Source organism: Photobacterium sp. 2_MG-2023, assembly GCF_030547675.1.
Lineage (GTDB): Bacteria > Pseudomonadota > Gammaproteobacteria > Enterobacterales > Vibrionaceae > Photobacterium > Photobacterium arenosum.
Genome location: NZ_JAUOQQ010000012.1, coordinates 21166 through 38416, shown reverse-complemented (window position 1 = coordinate 38416; position 17251 = coordinate 21166). Strand labels below are relative to the sequence as shown.

Below are 17251 nucleotides of genomic sequence, written 5' to 3'. Positions count from 1 at the left end.
AAACCGGAGTTGAGTAATGATGAAAAAACCTTTACTTGTAATGACTGCGCTGGCGTTAAGTATTAGCGCAGTGATGTCCCCAATCACTGCTTCCGCTGCGCTTCCTTTGGCTGTTAATGATCAGCAACTTCCCAGCCTTGCCCCCATGCTGGAACAAGTGACTCCTGCTGTGGTCAGTATCGCAGTAGAAGGCAAGCATGTTGCCAAGCAAAGAGTTCCCGAAGCATTCCGCTATTTCTTCGGCCCTGACTTCCCCAGCGAACAGGTTCAGGAGCGTCCATTCCGCGGCTTGGGATCCGGGGTCATTATTGATGCAGATAAAGGCTATGTAGTTACCAACCACCATGTCATTGATGGCGCAGATAAAATCCTGGTTCAGCTGCATGACGGTCGCGAACTAAAAGCCGAGCTGATAGGCAGTGACGGCATGTCAGACATTGCCTTGCTGCGCCTGGATAACACCAAAAACCTGAAAGCCATTAACGTTGCCGACTCGGATCAACTGCGCGTCGGTGATTTCACCGTGGCCATTGGCAACCCGTTCGGGCTGGGTCAGACAGTCACTTCAGGGATTGTTTCAGCGCTGGGCCGCAGCGGACTGAACATCGAGAATTTCGAAAACTTTATTCAGACCGATGCCGCCATTAACAGCGGTAACTCGGGGGGGGCGTTAGTCAACCTTAATGGTGAGCTCATCGGTATCAATACCGCGATTCTGGGCCCCAATGGCGGTAACGTCGGTATTGGTTTTGCCATTCCGGCCAATATGGTGAAAAACCTGACCAGCCAGATTCTGGAATTTGGCAAAGTGAAACGAGGCGTGCTGGGCGTTCAGGGCGGTGAGCTGACATCAGAACTGGCTGAAGCCTTTGGTTACGAAACCAATCACGGTGCCTTCGTCAATCAGGTCATGCCCGGCTCCGCGGCTGAGAAAGCCGGCCTGAAAGCGGGTGACATCATAGTGTCAGTCAACGACAAAGAAATTCGCACCTTCAGCGAATTACGCGCCAAAATTGCCACGCTCGGCGCTGGTAAAGACGTCAACTTAGGCGTACTGCGTGACGGAAAAGAGAAAGAGTTCAACGTCACCTTACAAGAAGCCGAGATGAGCAACCTCAAGGCCGATCACCTGCATGAAAGCCTGGCCGGTGCCGAATTCAGTAACACCACGGCTGACGACAACACCAAAGGGGTAAAAGTCACCAAAATAGATCCACAGTCACTGGCGGCCCGCTATGGACTGAAAGAAGGTGACATCATTATCGGTCTCAACCGCCAGCCTATCGGTAATCTTGGGCAGCTGCGCAAAGCCCTCGATAGTAAGCCTTCCGTGCTGGCGCTGGAAATCAGACGAGGCAATAACGAGCTTTACCTCATTATCCGCTGACGCAATCTGGTCCGGGCAATTGCCCGGACTGTTTTTCCTGCGGCATTTCTGTCATCTCCTTCCCGCTTCGACTTGTTGATAACTGGATGTAAATGCTATTCTCAATCGGTTTTTAACCTTTTGCTTTAATGGTAAAGCTTGAGCCAATCAGGGGAGCATCAATGCTGGCATTTTTAAGTCGATCCGCCTTAATGGGCGTGCTGACGGCTGGAGTCTTGCTACTTGCTTTCCCCAGTCTGCGCAGCCAGATGTTTTCTCCGGATGCCGCTCTCAATGGCCAGCCTGATGTTCCGCAGCAGATTTCCTTCAGTTATGCCGTCCGCCGAGCCTCCCCTGCTGTCGTTAATATCTATAACCGCCGCTACAATGCTGAAGACCGCCTGCAATTGAGTACTCAGGGCCTTGGATCTGGCGTTATCATGAGTGATAAAGGCTATATAGTGACCAACTATCACGTGGTTGCCGAAGCGGATCAGGTGATCGTGGCACTGCAGGATAGCCGCATTTTTACGGCCCAGCTGATTGGTAAAGACAGACGCACCGATATCGCGGTATTGAAGATCCAGGCCGAAAATCTGCCTGTCATTCCACTAAACCCGGATTATCCCCCTGCTGTGGGCGACGTGGTTCTGGCCATCGGTAACCCCTATAATCTGGGACAGACCACCACCTACGGGATCATCTCTGCCACCGGTCGCTCCGGCATGAGTTTCTATGGCCGGCAGGATTTTCTCCAGACCGATGCAGCGATCAACGAAGGCAACTCAGGTGGCGCACTGGTCAACACCCGTGGCGAGCTGGTCGGTATCAACACCGCTTCTTTTCAGCAGGCGACCGACATTGAAACCTACGGTATTTCCTTTGCCATTCCCTATCAGCTCACACAAAAGATCATGAATAAACTCATCGCAGATGGTCGGGTGATCCGTGGCTATATAGGTATTGATGGCCGCGAAATCAATCCGGTTATGGCTCGATTGTATGATGCGGAGCAGGTAAGAGGAATCATAGTGATGGGCATGGATCCTGATGGTCCGGCGTCCAAAGCGGGCTTTAAGGTTCAGGACATTCTGGTCGAGATTGACGGCAAGCCGGTTACCGATATGCGCAATGTACTGGATATAGTCACAGAGCTGCGCCCTGGCACCTACGTCGATATGACGGTGCTACGCAACGGTAAACCGAAGAAGTTAACTGTGCTGATTGGCGATGAGCCGGACAGATAAGCAGAAAAAGAATAGCGAGATAGGATCAGTAGACAATGTCCAGACACTGAAAGCAGTGACTGGACATCCAGATTACTTTGGCAGCTTACTCGCTGAAGCGCTCAATCTTCATTCCCAGACCACGCAGCTTCTCTTCGATATGCTCGTAGCCACGGTCAATGTGATAAATACGATCAACAATCGTCTCACCTTTGGCAATGTTACCGGCGATGACCAGGCTGGCTGAAGCGCGCAGATCGGTTGCCATCACCTGAGCACCGCTCAGGCCGTCAGTATCACCACAAATCACAGTGTTACCTTCGATTTCAGCATGCGCGCCCATGCGGATGAGCTCAGGAATGTGCATGAAACGGTTCTCAAAGATCGTTTCGGTAATGATGCCGGTACCTTTGGCGACCAGATTCAGCAAAGAAAACTGTGCCTGCATATCGGTCGGGAAACCAGGGTGTGGCGCAGTGCGGATATTGACTGCGGTCAGCTCGCGACCCGTCATGTCCAGACTGATCCAATCGTCACCGGTCTCAATCAGGGCACCGGATTCTTCCAGCTTCGCCAGGGCGGCTTCGAGTAGCGAAGGACGGGTGTTACGACACACCACTTTTCCGCCAGAAATAGCCGCAGCGACCAGGAAGGTACCGGTTTCAATGCGATCCGGCAGCACTTCATGATAACCACCGCCCAGACGCTCAACACCTTCGATAACTATCGTATCTGTACCGGCACCCGAGATTTTTGCACCCAGAGTATTGAGGAAATCGGCAGTATCGACAATTTCCGGTTCACGGGCGGCATTCTCAATCACGGTTTTGCCTTGTGCCAGCGTCGCCGCCGACATGATGGTCACAGTCGCACCAACGCTGACTTTATCCATCACTATGCGGGCGCCTTGCAGGCGGCCAGCCACTTCGGCTTTCACATAGCCTTCTTCCAGGGTGATAGTTGCCCCCAGTTGTTCCAGGCCATGAATGTGCAAATCAACCGGACGGGCACCGATAGCGCAACCACCTGGCAGCGACACCTGGCCCTTACCGAAGCGGGCAACCAGAGGCCCGAGCGCCCAAATTGAAGCACGCATGGTTTTCACCAGATCGTAAGGGGCACAATATTCATTGATATTGCTGGCATCGACATACACAGAGCCATTGCGCTCCACTTTTGCGCCTAAACGGCTCAGCAGTTCCATGGTGGTGTCAATATCACGCAACTTTGGAACATTGCCGACTTCTACCGGCTCTTCTGCCAGCAGTGAGGCAAACAAAATTGGCAGGGCAGCATTTTTTGCGCCCGAAATCGCGACTTCACCGCGGAGTGGGCCATTGCCCTGAATTCGAAACTTCTGCATTGGTTATCTCTTACAAAGACATCAGCTTCTTGTCACGCGCCCACTCTTCAGGAGTGTAGGCTTTGATTGACAAGGCATGAATGGCATTACTGGCAATATGCGACATCAAAGGTGCATAGACTGCCTGCTGTTTTTTCACACGGCTCATACCGTCAAACATTGCACCGACAGCAATCACCTGATAGTGGCTGCCTTCGCCATTCACTATGACTTCATCCAGCTCCAACGCATTTTCAAGAATTTGTTTAATTTCAGATATTTCCACAAGCTATCCTCTACTTGAGCTGTTGATCATTCCATACAGGCAGCCAGCACAGTGTCGACATGACTAAGGCGGAGCAGGGTTAACAATTGTTGCGGCACGCCTTGCAGCACCAGATGACGTCCTGCCTGAGTGAGTTCCCGGTGCAAGTGCAGCAGCATAACCATACCCGCAGAGTCTACCCGAGTCAGGTCAGACAGTTCGATCGTGACCTTAGCATCTTGTGGCATCCATTCACGTCTTTGCTGCCAAAAGGCTGGCACTGTGTCACGTTCCAGCACTCCTGACAAGCGGTAATGGCCATTTTCCTGCACCTGCCAATGGACGGCGGGATTCCCCATGGTCATTTTTCCTCAGGTTTGATTGGCTTAGCCGCCAGAGCACGTAAATCCTGCGTGACCTTGTCGACACCCTGCGTGCGCAGTTGCCCACTCCATTCACTCTGTTTGGTTGAAATCATACTGACCCCTTCGGCCACCATGTCGTAACCTTGCCATTCATTGGTCTGCTTATTCTTACGCAGTTTGAAATCCAGACGAATAGGCGGACGTTGCGCATCCAAAATATCGACACGGATAGACACGATAGAGCTGCTGGCCGGCACCGACTTAACCGGCTCCATCCGAATCTCCTGATCCGTGTACTGAGTCAGCACCTGAGCATATGAGGCGACCAGATAATCAGTAAATGCATTAACAAAGTTATTGCGCTGCTCTTTGGTTGTCTGCTTCAACTGCGGCCCAAGCACTTTATAAGCGGCATAACGGGTGTTGATATAAGGCAGCAGTTCCTGACGGACTACAGTGCGTAAATAGTCAGGGTTACGCTGAATCTGAGCCTGCTCAGACTTAAGACGGGCAAATGTCTGTTGCGACACGGCCTGCATCATTTTATAGGGGTCGGTTTTATCTACGGTAGCGGCGCTGGCAAAGAGCGGTATACACGCTATCGTAAGGCATAAAATCTTCAAAAATTTCATTGTACTCTTCCTTATTTATCGCCGTCGTTGCCTATGCTGTACAGTACCTGGCCAATCATGTCTTCCAGCACCAGTGCCGATTTGGTGTCTTCGATGAAGTCACCGTCATCCAGCATCACAATACCTTCGTCGATAAAGCCCGGAGACAACCCGAGGTACTGCTCGCCCAGTAAGCCTGATGTAAGAATGGCAGCGGAACTGGTTTCTGGAAAGTAACCGTATTTCTTATCAATAGCGAGTGTCACTACGGGGACATAAGACTCTGTATCCAACGAGATATTACTCACTGTGCCAATGGTCACACCACCCACTTTGACCGGTGAGCGAACTTTCAGTCCGCCAATATTTTCAAACCGCGCTTTCAGGTCGTAAGATTCAGAATTACCGAAGCTTTTAACATCCGCCACTTTAAATACCAGCACCAGCAGCGCCACAATGCCTGCTAATACAAAGCTGCCGACCCAAAGTTCTAGTTGCCTGTTCTGTTGCATGATTAATTCCCAAACATGAGTGCTGTCAGCACAAAATCTAAACCTAATACCGCCAATGAAGAATTCACGACTGTCCGGGTAGTTGCCCGGCTGATACCTTCTGATGTCGGTACGGCATCAAAACCATTAAAAACGGCAATCCAGGTGACGGTGACGGCAAAACACAGCGACTTAATCAGGCTGTTGCCTATGTCATAGCCCAGCTCTACCGATGACTGCATCACAGACCAGAAGCTGCCGTAATCAATACCTTTCCAGTTCACACCCACCAGCTGGCCGCCCCAGATGCCAACAGCAATAAAGAGCATTGTCAGCAGCGGCATGGAAATAACACCCGCCCAGAAACGCGGCGCGACCACACGGCGAAGCGGATCGACAGCCATCATTTCCATGCTGGAAATCTGCTCAGTGGCTTTCATCAAGCCAATTTCGGCAGTTAAGGCCGAGCCGGCCCGGCCAGCAAACAGCAAAGCGGTGACCACAGGCCCCAGCTCCCGCAACAACGACAGTGCCACCATCTGGCCCAGGCTGGTTTCTGCACCAAAATCCACCAGCACAATAAACCCTTGCAGACTCAGTACCATACCGATAAATAAGCCCGATACCATAATGATAGCGACTGAGAGCACCCCAACGGAATAAAGCTGTTTTAACAGCAATGGGAACATTTTGGCAGGTTGCGGTTTACTCACCAGTGCGCCGGATAACAGCAAGGTCGCCCGTCCCATGGTGCGACAACTGGACAGCGTACTCTGGCCCAGCTGCACGATAAAATCCGTTAACATAATATGGAATTACCTTTCTTATTCGCGATAACGCACTGGCTCTGAATAGAGCGCGCGGTTATGACGAGAGCTGACTGAAAAGATCCTGCTCCAGTGCCTGTGCAGGAAATTTGAACGGCACAGGACCGTCAGCGTTTCCATCAAGAAACTGGCGAACTCTCTCATCGGGATTCGCATTGAGCTCATCCGGGGTGCCGCTGCCAATGATTTTGCCACCTGACAACAAATACACATGGTCGGCAATACTCATCACTTCGGGCACATCGTGTGACACAATAACTGAGGTAATACTCAGGGCCTCGTTCAGGCTATGGATCAGCTTGACCAGTACTCCCATGGTAATGGGATCCTGCCCGACAAAAGGTTCGTCATACATGATGAGGTCGGGATCGAGTGCTATCGCACGCGCCAGCGCAGCACGACGAGCCATGCCACCGGACAGCTCGTTAGGCATTAAATTAGCCGCTCCCCGTAACCCGACAGCTTCGAGTTTGAGCAGCACTAAAGTACGCAGCAACTCTTCAGGCAGATCTGTGTGCTCACGTAAAGGAAACGCCACATTGTCAAAAACTGTCATGTCGGTAAACAGCGCACCAGACTGAAAGAGCATACTCATCCGCTTACGCGCCCGGTACAAGTCGTTGCGCGACAAGGCTGGGATATTTTTATCATCAAACCAAACCTCCCCCTGATCCGGCATAATCTGTCCACCAATCAGACGAAGCAAGGTCGTTTTACCAATGCCGGACGGCCCCATGATGGCAGTGATCTTGCCTTTCGGCACCTCCAGTGACACATCATCGAAGATTTTGCGTTCACCCCGGGAAAACGTCAGGTTGTTAATTCGAATTAGCGCTTCGGTTGCTGTCATAACCTTCCTAAATACCCTTGCATCAGTGATTCATCCGGAATGCACGTCGATACAAGCATAATTGAATGTAATTAATTAGTTATATTGCATGTGGTTGATCATAGGTAGATTCCCTGACCAACTCAAGGTAATACCTGTCAGCTCGTTGTGATTTTTCGTTCTTGGCCGTTGCCCGAATAGCACAGACCCGTTCAGGTTATGAATCTTGTTTTTTATAACATAAAAGTCCTGAATGAAACCAATCCCGCTGTGTATTCAGTGCCATAAACACACTCACTTTGCATCAGTGGCCTATTTCCCATATAAAGATCACAGCCCCCAAAGCAAATACTCTCGGCTTTTCCTTCCATTTTCGTCAGTGAAACGTCAAAATTACCCCCTTAAAAACCAGCTCATTGAAAAATCTATAAGGGTTTATAATGCTTGAAGCCATCTTGTTACTCGGTATCGGACTTGCGTTACTGGTATGGAGTGCGGATCGACTTGTGTTTGGAGCAGCAGCCTTAGCAAGGAATTTAGGGGTTGCCCCGCTCATTATCGGTATGACCATATTGGCGATGGGCTCTTCCGCCCCGGAAATGATGGTCTCTGCCACTGCCGCACTGGCGGGAAAAACTGACACTGCCGTCGGTAACGTACTGGGTTCAAACATTGCAAATATTGCGTTAATCCTGGGGTTAACCGCCCTTATCAAGCCTTTATCCATCAGTTCCGGCATCATTCGCCGTGAACTCCCGCTGATGATGGTGGTCACACTGATTGCCGGTGTACTGCTGTGGGACAGTTATTTAGGCTTTTTTGAAGGCGTCTTACTGGTTGTTCTGTTTGTTATTTTCATTCTGGCAATGCTGAAGATCAGCCGCAGCGGAAATAATGGCGCTCAAGACATACTGCTGGAAGAGCAGGAATCTGAAATTCCTCAGGGCGTCAGCAATATGGCGGCGTCAGTATGGATTGTGATTGGATTGCTATTACTGCCTTATGCGGCCAACATGCTGGTTGATTCTGCCGTGACTATTGCCAAATACTTCGGCATGAGCGATCTGGTTATCGGCCTGACGATCATTGCCGTCGGTACCAGCCTGCCGGAACTGGCGGCGTCGATTGCCAGCATCCACAAAGGCGAAGACGACATGGCCGTAGGTAACATCATCGGTTCTAATGTCTTCAATATTCTGGCTGTGATGGGGCTGCCTGGCCTGCTCAACCCTTCAGTGATCAGTCCGCTGGCAATGGGGCGTGACTTTTACGTGATGCTGGGTATCTCTGTCCTGCTGGTTCTGATGGCACTGGGCAGACGCCGTCGTATCAACCGCCTGGAAGGCTTGATTCTGATTTTATGCTTTGTCGCCTATCAGAGCTATCTGCTTTATAATATGGCGGCTTAACCGAGAGCGAAACTATGCCTGATTCCTTTGACTACGGCCAGATTGGCCGACGTGTGATTGACATTGAAGCGGAAGCCCTCAAAGGCCTGTCGCAATATATCAATGGCAGTTTCAGCGAAGCCTGTCAGCTCATCAGCCGCTGCCAGGGAAAAGTGATCGTCATGGGGATGGGAAAATCCGGCCATATCGGCTGTAAGATTGCCGCCACCCTTGCCAGCACTGGCACTCCGGCATTTTTTGTCCACCCAGGAGAAGCCAGTCACGGTGATCTGGGCATGCTGGATAAGCGTGATATCGTGCTGGCCATTTCCAATTCCGGTGAAGCCGGTGAAATCCTGACGCTATTGCCTGTGATTAAACGCCAGGGCATTGCTTTAATCAGCATGACAGGCAAACCCGAATCCACCATGGCACGGCTGGCTCAGGTGCATTTGCAAATCACGGTCAATCAGGAAGCCTGCCCGCTGAACCTGGCCCCCACCTCCAGTACCACGGCCACCCTGGCCATGGGGGATGCGCTGGCCATTGCGCTGATGGAAGCGCGCGGTTTTACTGCTGACGATTTTGCTCTCTCTCACCCCGGCGGCGCGCTGGGTCGTAAGTTGCTGCTGCGTATTGCCGATGTGATGCACAGCGGTGAGCGCCTGCCCGTTATCCATCAGGATGCCAGCATAAAAGATGCCCTGCTCGAAGTCTCCCGCCAGGGACTGGGTATGACGGCCATCGTTGACGATAACCAAATGTTAAGCGGCATCTTTACCGATGGTGACCTTCGCCGCTTGCTCGATAAACGCATTGATATCCATCAGACGCGTATAGGTGAAGTCATGTCTGCGAATCCGGCAACCATTTCCTCTCAGGTACTGGCCGCTGAAGGGCTTAAACTGATGGAAGAAAGAAAAATTAACGGCCTGCTGGTTGTCGATGACCAACGGCTGGTAGGTGCTCTGAATATGCATGATCTGCTCAGAGCCGGAGTAATGTAATGACAACAGCAATGCAATCCACCCTGTACGGCCCGGTCCCGCAGCATCTTTTTCAGCAGGCAAAAAACATACGTCTGCTGATCTGCGATGTTGATGGCGTGTTTTCCGATGGCCGTATTTACATGGGTAACAATGGCGAAGAACTGAAAACCTTCCATACCCGAGACGGCTATGGCATCAAATCTCTGATGGCCGCCGGCGTCGACGTCGCCATCATCACAGGTCGCCGCTCGCAGATTGTTGAAAACCGCATGTCGGCACTGGGTATCCAGCATATCTATCAGGGCCAGGACAACAAACTGGCAGCCTATCTGGATATCGTTAATAAACTGGGTATTGCGGCTGAACATACGGCCTATATCGGCGATGACCTCATTGACTGGCCAGTGATGGCCGAAGTGGGACTGTCCGTTTGCGTCGCCGATGGCCACCCGCTGCTGTCACAGCGTGCCGATCTGACCACCCGCATCAAAGGCGGCTATGGCGCGGTACGGGAAGTCTGCGATCTGATACTTGAGGCGCGCGGCGAATTGGATCAGCATAAGGGCCTGAGTATATGACGTTAAACCGGCTATTCTGTGTGGTGCTGGCCATACTGTGTGCATGGACCGGTTACTACCTGCTGCAAAAGCACTGGCAGCAGGATACGCTGACCGCACCCGATAACGAAAAGCCGATCTTTACCGGTACCGGGGTGAAAAATACCTCGTACAACGAAGCGGGTATTCGCAGCTACCGCATCGAATCAGACACGCTGGAGTATTACAACCTCAGTGGTAATACCGAATTCCAGCAACCTGTGATTTGGGTATACAAAGAAGGTACAGAAAGTGAATGGCGCATCAGTGCAAATCACGCCACACTAGATAAAGAACACATTCTGCAGATGTCTGGTAATGTGCGGATCTTCAATCTGTTACCTGACTCCGCCATTAATGCGATAAAAACAGATACACTGCGATTAGATTTAATCAGCAAAGATTTCGACACCCCCGATCCGGTCACTATTACCGGCAGTGCCTTTCAGAATGAAGGTATTGGGATGAAAGGGAACATGGAACGCAGTGTGGCGACCCTGATGAATAATGTGAAAGGTAGATATGAAGCTTTGCAAAATTAGCGCCCTGCTGTGCCTGATAGTCAGCACCTCTGGCTGGGCATTAAGCAACGATACCGAGCAGCCGATATATATCAACTCGGACAGCCAAGAGCTGGACATCCAGAAAAATGTGGTGACCTTTACCGGCAACGTCTCGCTGCGTCAGGGCAGTATTGATATCCGGGCCGACAAAATCATTGTCACGCGCCAGACTCAGAATGGCGATCAGCAAACCATAGATGCCTATGGTTCTCCGGCCACGTTTTATCAGAAGATGGATGACGGCAAACCGATCAACGGCTCTGCCATGCAAATGCGCTATGAAACGGCAAGCGAATTTCTCAAGATGACAGACAAAGCCGTGCTGATTCAGGAAGGCAGCGAAATTAAGGGCAAAACCATCAGTTACAAAATTGATGAGCAGAAGCTGGTGGCGACCAGTGGTGATCAACAGCGCGTGACCACCATACTGCAGCCGAACCAGATCAAACAAAAACAATAAATAAGAGAACGAATGTCAAAGTTAACCGCAACCCATCTGGCGAAAAGCTATAACGGCCGCAAAGTCGTTTCCGATGTCAGCCTGGAAGTGGAATCTGGCAAGATTGTCGGTCTGCTTGGCCCGAACGGTGCCGGCAAAACCACGTCGTTTTATATGATTGTCGGTCTGGTCGCCCGTGATGAAGGCCAGATCACCATTGACGGCCACGACATCAGCCTGCAGCCGATGCATAACCGCGCCCGTATGGGGATTGGCTATCTGCCTCAGGAAGCGTCTATCTTCCGCAAGCTGAGTGTACATGACAACCTGATGGCGGTTTTGCAGACCCGCTCCGATCTGAGCAAAGCCGAACGCCAGGACAAGCTTGAGGAACTGCTGGATGAGTTCCATATTCAGCATATTCGCAACAGCCAGGGCATGGCATTGTCAGGCGGTGAGCGGCGCCGGGTAGAGATAGCTCGCGCACTGGCGGCAAACCCTAAGTTTATTTTGCTGGATGAACCCTTTGCCGGGGTCGATCCCATTTCGGTGATCGACATTAAGAAGATCATCGAACACCTCAGAGATCGCGGTCTTGGCGTGTTAATCACAGACCACAATGTGCGGGAAACACTGGACGTTTGCGAGCACGCATATATCGTCAGCCAGGGACAGCTGATTGCTCACGGTACACCGTCCGATGTTCTCAATGATGAACACGTGAAACGCGTCTATCTGGGAGACCAGTTCCGTCTATAGTTATAGATAAAAGGACACAACCGAGGTAAGCTGCCAAGGCTGGTCGAAGGTTTTGATTCGACTGGTCTAAAGACCCCAAAACAAGCGATTCATACAATAATCACAAGGTGTCTGTACACGCATGAAAACTTCGCTCCAGCTCAAGCTTGGCCAACAATTGGCAATGACGCCGCAACTGCAACAGGCCATTCGTCTGCTGCAACTTTCTACCCTGGATCTGCAACAGGAAATCCAGGAGGCCTTAGATGCCAATCCCCTGCTGGAGCTTGACGAAAGCCACCCGGATGGCGACACCCCGTCATCTGATGCTGAGGACGTTCACACCGACGGCAAAAACGATGCCGCAGAGCAATATGAGGACATCAGCAGCGATTCCTTCGATACCTCAGATGTCATTGAACAAAGGGAAATGCCGGCCGAGCTGCCCGTTGATACCACCTGGGATGATGTCTACAGCGCCGGTACCGGCAGTGCCGGGATTGCACCGGATGACGACATGCCTGTCTATCAGGGCGAAACCACAGAAACCCTGCAGGATTACCTGATGTGGCAGCTGGAGCTGACACCGTTCAGCGACACCGACCGCGCGATTGCTTTTGCCATCATTGATGCCGTTGACGAGAAAGGCTATCTCACCAGCACCTGCGACGATATTCTGGAAAGCATGGGCGATGAAAACGTCGAACTCGATGAAGTCGAAGCCGTCCTCAAACGCGTCCAGCAATTTGATCCTCTGGGCGTGGCGTCACGCGATCTGCGCGAGTGCCTGCTGCTACAACTGGCCACTTACCCGGAAGATACGCCCTGGCTGAGTGAAGCGAAAATGGTGCTGATTGAGCACCTGGATTTACTGGGTAACCGCGACTATCGCCAGCTGATGCGCGACACTAAGCTCAAAGAAGATGAGCTGAAAAATGTCATGGCGCTGATTCACACGCTTGAGCCCCGTCCGGGCAACCGCGTGGTGGCCTCGGAAACCGAGTACGTCATTCCTGACGTTTCTGTGTTCAAAGATAAAGGCAAATGGGTGGTGACTATCAACCCGGACAGTGTGCCGCGCCTTCGCGTCAACGAACAATACGCCGCGATGAGCAAACAAACGCGCAACAGTGCCGACAGCCAGTTTATCCGTAGCCACCTTCAGGATGCTAAATGGCTGATCAAGAGCCTGGAGAGCCGCAATGATACCCTGCTGAAAGTGGCCCGCTGCATTGTTGAACATCAGCAAGATTTTTTTGAATACGGTGAGGAAGCCATGAAGCCTATGGTCCTCAACGATATTGCCCTGGCCGTTGAAATGCACGAATCAACGATCTCCCGGGTGACCACCCAGAAGTTTATGCACACCCCACGCGGTATTTTTGAGTTGAAGTACTTCTTCTCAAGCCATGTCAGTACGGATAACGGCGGAGAATGCTCCTCCACGGCTATTCGCGCGCTGGTGAAGAAATTGGTTGCGGCCGAAAATCAGGCCAAACCCTTGAGTGATAGCAAAATTGCGACATTACTGGCGGATCAAGGCATCATGGTGGCTAGACGCACAATAGCCAAATACCGTGAATCGCTGGGTATCCCGCCGTCAAGCCAAAGAAAGCGCCTGCTCTGATTGCCGGCGATTAAGGAGGAAGATGTCTATGCAAATTAATCTCACTGGTCACCACATTGAAATTACCCCAGCCCTGCGTGAGTATGTGACAACAAAGTTCGATAAGCTGGAACGCTTTTTCGACAAAATTAATAACGTGCATGTTGTTCTGAATGTAGAAAAAATGCAGCAGATTGCCGAGGCAACACTGCACATTAACGCTGGAGAAATCCACGCGAAAGCAGATTCTGAAAATATGTATGCGGCAATTGATCAATTAACTGATAAACTGGTCCGTCAACTGAACAAACATAAAGACAAACTCAATAGTCATTAACATGCAACTGAGTCGAGTATTAAGCCTGGACTGCACCAAGAGTGCAGTCCACTGCTCCAGTAAAAAACGTGCGCTGGAAATCATCAGCGAAATTGCTGGCCAACATTTAAACCAGAACCCTCAACCACTGTTCGAGTGTATGCTCAACCGTGAAAAAATGGGGAGTACAGGTATTGGTAATGGTATTGCCATTCCTCATGGTCGTGTCACCGACAGCGAACAAGCGATTGCGGTGCTGATCCAGTGTCAGCAACCTATCCAATTCGATGCGATTGACAATCAACCCGTCGATCTGCTTTTTGCGCTTCTGGTGCCCGATGCCCAGTGCAAAGAACACCTGAAGACGCTGTCCGGCATGGCAGAAAAACTCAGCGATAAAGCGGTTCTCAAGCAGCTCAGAGCTGCCAAAAGCGATGAAGAGCTTTACCAGATCATGACCTCAGAGCCGTCATAACAGCCATCAGGAAGGGTTTGTCATGAAATTGATGATAGTCAGCGGCCGCTCAGGCTCAGGTAAATCAGTGGCGCTCAGGGTACTGGAAGATCTCGGCTATTACTGTGTCGATAATCTGCCGGTACATCTGCTTTCTGATCTTATCCAAACCCTGGATCCTCATACCCAGAAAGTGGCGGTCAGTGTTGATGTCCGTAACATGCCGGCCGATCATGACATTACCAGCTCAGCCCTCGAAGCCGTCCGTCAGCAGGCTGATGTCAACCTGCTGTTTCTTGATGCCGATGACAACACCCTGGTCAAACGCTACAGCGAAACCCGGCGATTGCATCCGCTCTCACGGCAGAATATGAGCCTGGAAGAAGCAATTCAGGCCGAAAGCGCCTGGCTGGCAAATCTGAAAGAAGCCGCCGATCTGGTACTGGACACCACTCAGCTGTCTATCCATGATCTCAGTGAAACCGTGCGTGCACGAGTGCTGGGACGCCAAGCCCGCGAACTGGTAATGGTGTTCGAGTCCTTTGGCTTCAAACATGGCTTGCCGACCGATGCGGATTACGTTTTTGATGTCCGTTTCTTACCCAACCCCCACTGGGTACCTGAGCTTAAACCACAAACCGGTCTTGACACTGAAGTGCAGGACTACCTGGCGAGCCACCATGAAGTCAGCCAACTGATTTACCAGATCCGGCACTTTCTTGAAAGCTGGCTGCCTTTGCTTGAAAAAAACAACCGCAGTTACGTCACTGTTGCTATCGGCTGTACCGGCGGTCAGCACCGCTCTGTGTACGTTGCCCAGCAACTGGCTGATTATTTCCGCCAGCGGGGACAACAGGTTCAGATTCGTCACCGCACCCTGGAAAAACAAGGTCACCTGAAGCATTGAGCATGAATACTGTCAGTCGAGAATTATTCATTAAAAACCGCCTTGGTCTGCATGCCAGGGCGGCAATTAAACTGGTCGAACTGGCACAGAGTTTTGACGCTATTATCACTGTCACCAACCAAGACAAGTCCGCAACCGCCGACAGTGTGATGGGATTATTGATGCTGGAGTCTGCACAAGGCCAGAAGATCATCGTCAGCGCCGAAGGGGGCGACGCCAGCGTCGCACTGGAAGCGGTCGCCTCGCTGATCGAAAACGGTTTTGATGAAGACAACTGATACCCGCCCGGGTGCTCAATCGCCAGCCTGCTGAAAGGATCTACCCCTATCTTGCCTGTATCCGTCCCGATCAACGACAAAACACCCGGTAACCGACGATAAATCACCGTTTTTGTACCTCAGCCTCCCTTTCTTACAGCCAAGTGAAATCTTAGCAAGATCTCAGATCCAGTGAGACAAAGACTGCGCTATTACGTTAATATTCAGCTTATTGCGCCATTTCCCGGCTGCCGCTGTCGCAACAGAGCTGGGTGTATTCACGAAGCAAGGTAGTTCTCTCTATGGCGGACATTTTCGAGCAAGATCAAACCCACCAGACACTGCAGCAGGTTAACCAGGCCCTGGATCGAGGGATGTTCGTTCACGTCCGGCGAATGTTGCAGGATATGGAGCCTGAGGATATCGCCCACCTGCTTGAAGCCTGCCCGCCGAAAGAGCGCCAGGTGCTGTGGCAACTGACCGATCCTGAGGAGCAGGGTGAGATCCTCGACGAACTGTCTGAAGATGTAAAAGACGGTATCGTGGCCATGATGGCGCCGGAAAAACTGGCGGCCGTCACTGAAGGCATGGAAAGTGATGACGTGGCTTACGTGCTGCGCAGCCTGCCTGACAGCCGTTTCCGTGAAGTACTGGCACAAATGGATGCCGCTGATCGCCATCGCGTCGAGCTGGCGATGGCTTATCCGGAGGAAAGCGCTGGCGGTATCATGAGTACCGACTTCGTGACCATCCGCGGCGATGTCACCGCCGATGTGGTCCTGCGCTATCTGCGCATGCGGGGCGAGCTTCCTGAAGCCACAGATACGCTCTATGTGGTTGACGAGCACAATGTACTGATTGGCCACCTTTCGCTGGCCACGCTGATCACCACTCAGCCTGACGTACAAATTCATGAGGTGATGGACGATCCGGATGAAGCCATCAATGTCGAGATGGACGACAGTGAAGTGGCCAATCTGTTTGAGCGCCGTAACTGGCTCTCGGCGCCTGTGGTCGATGCCGGCAACCAGCTGGTTGGCCGGATCACCATTGATGATGTGGTCGATATAATCCGGGAAGATGCCGAACACTCCATGATGAGTATGGCCGGTATGGACGACGATGAAGACACCTTTGCGCCTGTCATGAAATCCGCCCGCCGGCGCAGCATCTGGCTGGGTGTGAATGTCCTGGCCGCGCTGGCCGCCGCCTCTGTCTCCAACATGTTTGAAGACACGCTCGATAAAATGGCCGCCATCGCCGTTCTGATGACGATAGTGCCCTCCATGGGCGGGGTTGCCGGCAACCAGACTGTGGCACTGGTGATTCGCGGTCTGGCGGTCGGTCATATCGGCGATTCCAACACCCGCTGGCTGCTCAGCAAAGAAGCCCGGGTAGGCTTAATAAATGGCCTCTTGTGGGCCGGGATCATTGGTGGCGTGGTGGTTCTGTGGAAAGGCAACCTGATGCTCGGCGCGATTATCGCCGGTGCTATGCTGACCAACCTGCTGATCGCCGGTATCGCGGGGGTCGGGGTGCCTATTATTTTGAAGAAACTCAATGTCGACCCGGCGCTCGCGGGCGGCATGGCGTTAACGACCATTACCGATATCATCGGCCTGTCTGTGTTTCTCGGCTTGGCGACTGTATTTCTCACCTGATGAGGCACAAACAAA

General features: G+C 51.8%; 21 protein-coding genes. 14 read left to right on the top strand and 7 right to left on the bottom strand.

Features of this window, described 5'->3' with window-relative positions:
* The first annotated feature begins 16 nt into the window (after positions 1 to 16).
* Positions 17 to 1387, top strand: a complete 1371-nt coding sequence (locus Q4491_RS11415; RefSeq protein WP_303457607.1) for a Do family serine endopeptidase — start codon at positions 17 to 19, stop codon at positions 1385 to 1387.
* A gap of 161 nt (positions 1388 to 1548) precedes the next feature.
* Positions 1549 to 2613 (top strand): outer membrane-stress sensor serine endopeptidase DegS, encoded by a 1065-nt coding sequence (gene degS / locus Q4491_RS11410; RefSeq protein ID WP_192015837.1) that lies wholly within the window; start codon positions 1549 to 1551, stop codon positions 2611 to 2613.
* Between the two features lie 85 nt (positions 2614 to 2698).
* Here degS and murA read toward each other — a convergent pair whose 3' ends face one another.
* Genes murA through mlaF form a run of 7 tightly spaced genes read right to left on the bottom strand, consistent with a single transcriptional unit; the run spans position 2699 to position 7343 of the window.
* A complete protein-coding gene (murA, locus tag Q4491_RS11405) occupies positions 2699 to 3955 on the bottom strand; it encodes a UDP-N-acetylglucosamine 1-carboxyvinyltransferase (protein WP_192015838.1) in 1257 nt (418 codons plus the stop codon).
* Between the two features lie 10 nt (positions 3956 to 3965).
* Entirely contained in the window at positions 3966 to 4220 is a 255-nt protein-coding gene (gene ibaG / locus Q4491_RS11400) for a BolA family iron metabolism protein IbaG (RefSeq protein WP_027253701.1), read from the bottom strand.
* A gap of 26 nt (positions 4221 to 4246) precedes the next feature.
* Positions 4247 to 4558, bottom strand: a complete 312-nt coding sequence (locus tag Q4491_RS11395; RefSeq protein WP_237794620.1) for a lipid asymmetry maintenance protein MlaB — start codon at positions 4556 to 4558, stop codon at positions 4247 to 4249.
* A 2-nt stretch (positions 4559 to 4560) separates the two neighbouring features.
* Positions 4561 to 5196: a phospholipid-binding protein MlaC gene (gene mlaC, locus Q4491_RS11390; protein WP_192015840.1), complete on the bottom strand. Its 636-nt coding sequence runs from the start codon at positions 5194 to 5196 to the stop codon at positions 4561 to 4563.
* Positions 5197 to 5207: 11 nt separating this feature from the next.
* Positions 5208 to 5687 (bottom strand): outer membrane lipid asymmetry maintenance protein MlaD, encoded by a 480-nt coding sequence (gene mlaD, locus Q4491_RS11385; RefSeq protein WP_218384347.1) that lies wholly within the window; start codon positions 5685 to 5687, stop codon positions 5208 to 5210.
* Between the two features lie 2 nt (positions 5688 to 5689).
* A complete protein-coding gene (mlaE, locus tag Q4491_RS11380) occupies positions 5690 to 6472 on the bottom strand; it encodes a lipid asymmetry maintenance ABC transporter permease subunit MlaE (RefSeq protein ID WP_046220587.1) in 783 nt (260 codons plus the stop codon).
* A gap of 58 nt (positions 6473 to 6530) precedes the next feature.
* Positions 6531 to 7343: a phospholipid ABC transporter ATP-binding protein MlaF gene (gene mlaF, locus Q4491_RS11375; protein ID WP_218384349.1), complete on the bottom strand. Its 813-nt coding sequence runs from the start codon at positions 7341 to 7343 to the stop codon at positions 6531 to 6533.
* Positions 7344 to 7762: 419 nt separating this feature from the next.
* On the opposite strand from mlaF, the gene Q4491_RS11370 reads away from it, so the two are divergent.
* The 12 genes from Q4491_RS11370 (at position 7763) to mgtE (ending at position 17236) form a co-directional block, all read left to right on the top strand.
* Positions 7763 to 8731 carry a calcium/sodium antiporter gene (locus tag Q4491_RS11370; protein ID WP_237794617.1) on the top strand — a complete coding sequence of 323 codons (969 nt, stop codon included), beginning with the start codon at positions 7763 to 7765 and terminating at the stop codon, positions 8729 to 8731.
* A gap of 14 nt (positions 8732 to 8745) precedes the next feature.
* Positions 8746 to 9717 carry an arabinose-5-phosphate isomerase KdsD gene (gene kdsD, locus Q4491_RS11365; protein ID WP_192015844.1) on the top strand — a complete coding sequence of 324 codons (972 nt, stop codon included), beginning with the start codon at positions 8746 to 8748 and terminating at the stop codon, positions 9715 to 9717.
* Positions 9717 to 10277 carry a 3-deoxy-manno-octulosonate-8-phosphatase KdsC gene (gene kdsC / locus Q4491_RS11360; protein WP_303457597.1) on the top strand — a complete coding sequence of 187 codons (561 nt, stop codon included), beginning with the start codon at positions 9717 to 9719 and terminating at the stop codon, positions 10275 to 10277. Before kdsD ends, kdsC begins: the two co-directional genes overlap by 1 nt.
* Positions 10274 to 10837, top strand: a complete 564-nt coding sequence (gene lptC / locus Q4491_RS11355) for an LPS export ABC transporter periplasmic protein LptC (protein WP_192015846.1) — start codon at positions 10274 to 10276, stop codon at positions 10835 to 10837. The genes kdsC and lptC overlap by 4 nt, the downstream gene beginning before the upstream one ends.
* The gene (lptA, locus tag Q4491_RS11350; protein WP_192015847.1) at positions 10818 to 11318 is read left to right on the top strand and encodes a lipopolysaccharide transport periplasmic protein LptA; all 501 of its coding nucleotides are present in this window, start codon (positions 10818 to 10820) and stop codon (positions 11316 to 11318) included. Before lptC ends, lptA begins: the two co-directional genes overlap by 20 nt.
* Before the next feature lie 12 nt (positions 11319 to 11330).
* A complete protein-coding gene (lptB, locus tag Q4491_RS11345) occupies positions 11331 to 12056 on the top strand; it encodes an LPS export ABC transporter ATP-binding protein (protein ID WP_027253712.1) in 726 nt (241 codons plus the stop codon).
* Between the two features lie 121 nt (positions 12057 to 12177).
* Complete coding sequence (gene rpoN / locus Q4491_RS11340; RefSeq protein WP_192015848.1) at positions 12178 to 13662, top strand: RNA polymerase factor sigma-54; 1485 nt, start codon at positions 12178 to 12180, stop codon at positions 13660 to 13662.
* A gap of 28 nt (positions 13663 to 13690) precedes the next feature.
* Complete coding sequence (gene hpf, locus Q4491_RS11335; protein WP_027253714.1) at positions 13691 to 13978, top strand: ribosome hibernation promoting factor; 288 nt, start codon at positions 13691 to 13693, stop codon at positions 13976 to 13978.
* A gap of 1 nt (position 13979) precedes the next feature.
* Positions 13980 to 14432 carry a PTS IIA-like nitrogen regulatory protein PtsN gene (gene ptsN / locus Q4491_RS11330; protein ID WP_192015849.1) on the top strand — a complete coding sequence of 151 codons (453 nt, stop codon included), beginning with the start codon at positions 13980 to 13982 and terminating at the stop codon, positions 14430 to 14432.
* Positions 14433 to 14454: 22 nt separating this feature from the next.
* Complete coding sequence (rapZ, locus tag Q4491_RS11325) at positions 14455 to 15318, top strand: RNase adapter RapZ (protein WP_192015850.1); 864 nt, start codon at positions 14455 to 14457, stop codon at positions 15316 to 15318.
* A gap of 2 nt (positions 15319 to 15320) precedes the next feature.
* Positions 15321 to 15596, top strand: a complete 276-nt coding sequence (locus tag Q4491_RS11320; protein ID WP_192015851.1) for an HPr family phosphocarrier protein — start codon at positions 15321 to 15323, stop codon at positions 15594 to 15596.
* Between the two features lie 281 nt (positions 15597 to 15877).
* Positions 15878 to 17236, top strand: a complete 1359-nt coding sequence (mgtE, locus tag Q4491_RS11315) for a magnesium transporter (RefSeq protein ID WP_192015852.1) — start codon at positions 15878 to 15880, stop codon at positions 17234 to 17236.
* Positions 17237 to 17251: the final 15 nt, after the last annotated feature.

Coding starts and splice junctions, on each gene's coding strand:
- degS (WP_192015837.1), top strand. CDS start 1,549: ATGCTGGCATTTTTAAGTCGATCCGCCTTAATGGGCGTGCTGACGGCT.
- kdsD (WP_192015844.1), top strand. CDS start 8,746: ATGCCTGATTCCTTTGACTACGGCCAGATTGGCCGACGTGTGATTGAC.
- mlaC (WP_192015840.1), bottom strand. CDS start 5,196: ATGAAATTTTTGAAGATTTTATGCCTTACGATAGCGTGTATACCGCTC.
- lptC (WP_192015846.1), top strand. CDS start 10,274: ATGACGTTAAACCGGCTATTCTGTGTGGTGCTGGCCATACTGTGTGCA.
- lptB (WP_027253712.1), top strand. CDS start 11,331: ATGTCAAAGTTAACCGCAACCCATCTGGCGAAAAGCTATAACGGCCGC.
- murA (WP_192015838.1), bottom strand. CDS start 3,955: ATGCAGAAGTTTCGAATTCAGGGCAATGGCCCACTCCGCGGTGAAGTC.
- Q4491_RS11320 (WP_192015851.1), top strand. CDS start 15,321: ATGAATACTGTCAGTCGAGAATTATTCATTAAAAACCGCCTTGGTCTG.
- Q4491_RS11395 (WP_237794620.1), bottom strand. CDS start 4,558: ATGGGGAATCCCGCCGTCCATTGGCAGGTGCAGGAAAATGGCCATTAC.
- kdsC (WP_303457597.1), top strand. CDS start 9,717: ATGACAACAGCAATGCAATCCACCCTGTACGGCCCGGTCCCGCAGCAT.
- hpf (WP_027253714.1), top strand. CDS start 13,691: ATGCAAATTAATCTCACTGGTCACCACATTGAAATTACCCCAGCCCTG.
- Q4491_RS11415 (WP_303457607.1), top strand. CDS start 17: ATGATGAAAAAACCTTTACTTGTAATGACTGCGCTGGCGTTAAGTATT.
- ptsN (WP_192015849.1), top strand. CDS start 13,980: ATGCAACTGAGTCGAGTATTAAGCCTGGACTGCACCAAGAGTGCAGTC.
- rpoN (WP_192015848.1), top strand. CDS start 12,178: ATGAAAACTTCGCTCCAGCTCAAGCTTGGCCAACAATTGGCAATGACG.
- mlaE (WP_046220587.1), bottom strand. CDS start 6,472: ATGTTAACGGATTTTATCGTGCAGCTGGGCCAGAGTACGCTGTCCAGT.
- mlaD (WP_218384347.1), bottom strand. CDS start 5,687: ATGCAACAGAACAGGCAACTAGAACTTTGGGTCGGCAGCTTTGTATTA.
- mlaF (WP_218384349.1), bottom strand. CDS start 7,343: ATGACAGCAACCGAAGCGCTAATTCGAATTAACAACCTGACGTTTTCC.
- Q4491_RS11370 (WP_237794617.1), top strand. CDS start 7,763: ATGCTTGAAGCCATCTTGTTACTCGGTATCGGACTTGCGTTACTGGTA.
- mgtE (WP_192015852.1), top strand. CDS start 15,878: ATGGCGGACATTTTCGAGCAAGATCAAACCCACCAGACACTGCAGCAG.
- lptA (WP_192015847.1), top strand. CDS start 10,818: ATGAAGCTTTGCAAAATTAGCGCCCTGCTGTGCCTGATAGTCAGCACC.
- rapZ (WP_192015850.1), top strand. CDS start 14,455: ATGAAATTGATGATAGTCAGCGGCCGCTCAGGCTCAGGTAAATCAGTG.